The organism is Fulvivirga aurantia, from assembly GCF_009711475.1.
Taxonomy (GTDB): domain Bacteria; phylum Bacteroidota; class Bacteroidia; order Cytophagales; family Cyclobacteriaceae; genus Fulvivirga; species Fulvivirga aurantia.
The window spans coordinates 1-5,087 of record NZ_SMMD01000641.1 but is presented as its reverse complement, the minus strand read 5'-3'; the positions used below and the strand labels follow the sequence as shown (position 1 = coordinate 5,087).

5 protein-coding genes are annotated in these 5,087 nt (G+C 39.4%); all 5 read right to left on the bottom strand.

Annotated elements, in window-relative coordinates; translation table 11 throughout:
* Nucleotides 1–320: 320 nt before the first annotated feature.
* Nucleotides 321–1,061, bottom strand: a complete 741-nt coding sequence (locus tag E1176_RS06295) for a head GIN domain-containing protein (protein ID WP_155209723.1) — start codon at nucleotides 1,059–1,061, stop codon at nucleotides 321–323.
* A gap of 85 nt (nucleotides 1,062–1,146) precedes the next feature.
* Entirely contained in the window at nucleotides 1,147–1,590 is a 444-nt protein-coding gene (locus E1176_RS06290) for a hypothetical protein (protein ID WP_155209722.1), read from the bottom strand.
* Complete coding sequence (locus tag E1176_RS06285; protein WP_155209720.1) at nucleotides 1,591–1,977, bottom strand: DUF3127 domain-containing protein; 387 nt, start codon at nucleotides 1,975–1,977, stop codon at nucleotides 1,591–1,593.
* 190 nt (nucleotides 1,978–2,167) lie between these two features.
* Nucleotides 2,168–4,258, bottom strand: coding sequence for a ComEA family DNA-binding protein (locus tag E1176_RS06280; protein ID WP_155209718.1), 2,091 nt, complete (start codon nucleotides 4,256–4,258; stop codon nucleotides 2,168–2,170).
* A partial coding sequence (locus E1176_RS06275; RefSeq protein WP_222933100.1) for a PorV/PorQ family protein occupies nucleotides 4,255–5,087 on the bottom strand: 833 nt, incomplete at its 5' end. The genes E1176_RS06280 and E1176_RS06275, both read right to left, overlap by 4 nt.

Genomic DNA, 5,087 nt, shown 5'->3' with positions numbered 1-5,087 from the left:
ATCAGGCCATGTTCCTTGGTCACGGCCATATTCTTTTGTAATCCAATAATTTTGTCGACCAGCACTTCGTAACTGTCTGTTACACTTTTAATAATTTTTACCTTCCTATTGTAAAAATTGCCCAAAATAAGTGCTCGCTTAAATTTTATTTCTTTTTCTACCATAGTCTTTCTCTGCTTAGTATGTCTATATAACGCTGAAAATTGCGTAGCATATATACTAAAGCTCAAAAGAATTGTTGAGTTGCATTGGCAGCAGTTGAGTCAAAATATTTTTTGGTCGAGTTGCAGCGATATTTATAACAGCCCTACAAAAAAGTATTAGTATTCTCTCTCTACAGAACCACTGCCATAGATAGTTTTTACAACGTTTTTGGTCTGTCCTTTATGTTTTAGGTTGCCACTGCCCAATATTTTTGCTTCCAGATTATCAGTAACATTGATCTCACAAGTACCAGATCCACTAATTTTAGTTTTAGAACTGGTAAGTGCACAGTCATAACCGTGCAAGGTGCCCGATCCGCTTATGCTGATGTCATTATCATTGGCATAGCCTTTCAATTTCACTTCTCCGCTTCCGCTAATATCAGTTTTAAGGGTTTTGCTTTTTACGTCTACATCTATCGTGCCTGAGCCGGCTACAGATAGGTTGAGGTTGTCAGATGCGATAGAGTTTTCTCCAATTATTTTACCACTTCCGTTTACTGCCAGACTTTTGATGTCGCGCATGGTAATGGTTAGGGTCATTTCAGGAGATATCTTGATGTTGTCAATTTTCTCCCAAACCGTTTTATTCTTATTGTCTTCTTTGCGCTCAACATTTACATGTAAAACACCATCTTTCACTTTAAACTCACTGATATTATAAATCTCAGTGAGTGCCACAACCTCAACTTCCTGCTTGTTGGTTTGCTTGAGTTTTACGGTGTAGCCGGAGTTTACATAAATACTGTGAAACTCAGGTAATTCAAGTTTTTTGGTAGTAATATCCGGGCCGATGGGTGCAAATGCTGAGCCAATTGAAGCGGCAATAAAAAGAATTAAAATGCTAAATTTTTTCATTGGTATACAAGATTTTAAAAGGTCGAATTTATAGTAATCAAGATACTACAAAAAGCTAAAATCTACCAATGTCTAAATAAGCCGATTATTCTTTGATCCAGTCGTCAGATGACGAAACACCAATATCGCCATTTTTATAAACCATGATGAAATCTAGCATCACAGGGGTGCGACAACCTTGAAATTGCGTGTTTCCGAGGCTTTTCATCAGGATCGGGTACGATAAGCCATACTCGCGCTCAAAACTCACCACCTGATCATTTTCATCAAGTAAAAAGCCCCACTCGATGTTAATCACATCTTTTTTACAAGTGGCAGGGGCAAAGCCAAATACATCATAATTGTAGACTCCTGTACCATCTTCATTGAGTATGAGGTAGCCGGTTTTGGCACCTGCATATTTACCATAGAATTGAGCGTCTACCGCATAAGTAGTCTTTACTTCATTGCCGTTATACTCGATAATACGCACTTTCTCATTTGAGAAAATACCAAGGAAGAGTAAAACGAATAATACAGGAGCTTTCATTTAGAATGGTAGGTCGTCATCTTCGTTTTCAGAAATCCAACCCGGTTCTTCCATCTGGTCCATACCAGTGTCTGCAGCAGCAGGAGGTGTAGAGCCACCACCACCGGCAGATTCGGTTTCAAATTTCCAGGCCTGTAGTGAGTTGAAATACTTATCAACACCTTTAGGATCGGTCCATTTACGGCCTTTAAGGTTAAAGTATACATCTACTGTGTCACCCACATTTAGTCCATCAAGTAGCGCGCATTTGTCCTGAATCATTTCGAACTTCAGGTATTCAGGGTACTGAGGATTTTCAGCGTATTCGAGTACAAACTCACGCTTTTTAAATGTATTAGAAATGTTTTGTGTATCGTAGATCTCAGTTATTTTACCCTTTACGTTCATAGTCCTCTGTCTTTTACTTCAAAAATGTTTACAATGATAAGTGGCTTATCTTTTTTTTCTAAACAATGCCGTGAATATTATCACAAATATAATTGCCCCTATGGCTATGGCCAGTAGAGAGCCACTATCTATTAGTTCAACTGCGTGCATAGTGAGTGTTTATTGCAAAGTTATACCCGATAGATGGTTATTAAAACTTTATCCGTACCTGAAATTTTACATCGGTTTTTTCTGATCCTTCAATTTCTTCTAAACCTGAGCTTATTACGCTTCTATCACGATAACTTGTACGCGCATATCTGGCATATAGATCGATCTTTTTAGTAAGACCGTATTGAGCCAAAATGTAGTGACGCATACCTACACCTGAGTATGCCGGTATAGAAAAGGCATATAACACATCTCTTTCATAGACATATTGTCGGTTTTCGTAGTCATCGGTATCAAATAATGCGACTCTTCCACTAGCTCTGAATTTACCAACTCTTATATTTAAATCTTGCACTATTGTGTAACCTGCAGTCTGCATATTTTCAAATTCTGCATTGCTAAATTGTGCACGGGACTTTAAAGAGACTGCGTCACTTACTTTTAGGTCTAAGTTCAGCACATAGTTTCTTTTAATTCTATTTGAGGGGAATTTAATAACGGCTTCCTGGTCGCTTACCGCATCCATCTTAGATTGTTGTCTAAACTGTGCATAGAGTAATACACCTTTTCTTGGTTTGTAATTAGCTCTGAATAAATACTCATATCCGGTAGAGGGAGCGTTTATATTTGATCTCAACCAGGGGAAGGTGAATTGGTCGAAATATGCGCTAAATTGGTACTTTCTCGATGGTTTGTATTTTAAACCCCAGTACCAGCCTCTTTCGTTTATATTTCTCGTTGACTCACCAAATGATTGACCATAAAAACTGTGAAAGTCTTTGTCATAATTTCTTAAGACTACTGACGATTCCAGATTAGGAGTAAGGCTTACAATCATACCACCAACCGCGCCTATACCACCACTTTTAGACCTGGCAACTTCTCCGAAGAGGCTAACATTTTGCCAATTGTAATTATAGAATAAACCAATATTTTGGTTGAAAGTACCTTTAAACTCGAAAGTATTGTATGCAACATCCTTTTTGAGCAGGGGCTTATCGAAGTGGGTAGCAATAAATGTCATGCCCACCTGGAGGTTATCAGTTTTGTCTTTGTAAAGCAGTGTTCCTCCAAAGTTTTGCTCCACAACATCATTTTTGGCGCTTATTTCACTTGCTGTTCTATGAAAACCGGAACTCTGCACGCTGGATATAAACTGAGAAAAGCTATCGCTCAAAGTATCACTTCTTATAATGGCATCTTGAGCCAATCGTGAGTAGAAGTTGGTTAGGTTAATTTGTTTGTTAATTTCATAAGTGGCTGCAGCACCTCTGAAAAAACCACTTTCTATTACACTGGTGTAAGGTCTTATACCAAGGTTAGACCTTCTTACTGTAGTTATGGTTTCGGCCCCTTTGCCTACATTAAATCCTGCCCCCAGCAATAAGCTTTGTCCATATTGTATCTGATAATCGCCTACCAACAGGTCTTTCAAACGCCCTTGGTTTTGTAGCTGAAAGTGGAAACTATAAAAATCAGCCCCATATCGATTTGTAGAGGGATCCCAGGTGTAGGCCTCACCGGCATCTTTTTCTATCGTAAAACCCAAGCTAAAATCTCTTACGTGACTCACCCTAAATCGGGCATAATGTTTTCCTCTGCCACCTGCATACCTGGAGGGAATAGCTTTGGTGGTGTCGACTGGTGTAGTGGTGTAGCCTTTTTTAGTTTCTAGGGTTTGCTCATACCTTAATAAAAGATAATTATTTCTTTCACTTAAAATTCTTTCAAGCAAAGGTCGGTTGTCAGCGTTGAGTCCTTCATCTCTGACAGTTACAAAAGGAATGAGTTTATATATCGTGGCGATGTCCAGGCCGGGAACGGCCTGCAATTCATAAATACTTAATAAGCGGCCATATTTTGAGCGATAGTCAAGGAAATTATTGAGCTGATAATCTGAGAGTACGTATAATGATTTTAGTTCTTCGCGAGTAGCTTTGTTCAAATCGATTGGGTTCGAATAATACAACAGCAGCACTTCATATAGTTCTTCATAACTCACATCCTCATCCTGAAAAGCAAAAATTTCTTCAACAAACTGTTGAATATCCAGCTCCTCCAATGGGTACTCTTGTGCGCTAACATTTTGAGTGAAAAGGAGTATTAAGGCAAGAATTGCTACTCGTCTCATTTTTCTTGCTTGATTCTGAATGAGACCGCACCTTGATGACTGTAACCAAGAGAAGTGTTTTTGGTGATGGCGTAATCTACCGACAACCTGCCTTTGGTAAAGCCTAAACCACCATAACTGGTGAATGGCGCTGTGCTCACTCCAGTACGAACTGCCAGCTTCTCTAAAATCAAATATTCTAACCCTACTCGTAAAGAAGCATCGTATTCGATCGCTTTTTCTGTTTCGATGTTAAGCCTTAGTTTATCTAACGGCCTGTACGAAATACCAGCATTGAGTATTGTAGGAACCCTTTCTTCACCCGATGATTCAACTTTCGCCTGATTGATATTTCTGATATATGCACCGAATACAAGTTCTTTCGTGACAGTTGCAGTACCTCCAAAATCTAAGGTTAAAACGCTTTTGGTGCCAAAACCCTCTATGTTGTATTGCAGCAAATTAGCTTTAAGGCCTAAACTGGCTATTCCGAATTGATTGCCATAAGCTAAGGATAATGACTGCTCATTATAAAAGTCATCACCAAAGCGAAAGGCACCAAATGCCACTGTACCTACGGGTACCGGACTTATTATACCTGCACCCATGATATTGAGGCCTTCTATTCCGTATTTATTTTCTAATGCAAAAAATGCTGCGTATTCAGATTCGAGCTGCCCCAAGCCACCAGGGTTATGAAAGAAAGACCATTGGTCTGCCTCGGTAGCGTAGGCATAACCCATGGCTGCAGGTCTGGCCCCGATTTGCATGAGGCCATTTTGTGCTGACAGGTTAAAAGATATCAAAAAGAGGGCTAGGAAAAAGGCGGATTTCAAAGGAGAGGGCAGGT

Excerpts from the sequence above, each read along its gene's own strand:
- E1176_RS06295 (WP_155209723.1), bottom strand. The coding sequence starts at position 1,061 with ATGAAAAAATTTAGCATTTTAATTCTTTTTATTGCCGCTTCAATTGGC.
- E1176_RS06290 (WP_155209722.1), bottom strand. The coding sequence starts at position 1,590 with ATGAAAGCTCCTGTATTATTCGTTTTACTCTTCCTTGGTATTTTCTCA.
- E1176_RS06285 (WP_155209720.1), bottom strand. The coding sequence starts at position 1,977 with ATGAACGTAAAGGGTAAAATAACTGAGATCTACGATACACAAAACATT.
- E1176_RS06280 (WP_155209718.1), bottom strand. The coding sequence starts at position 4,258 with ATGAGACGAGTAGCAATTCTTGCCTTAATACTCCTTTTCACTCAAAAT.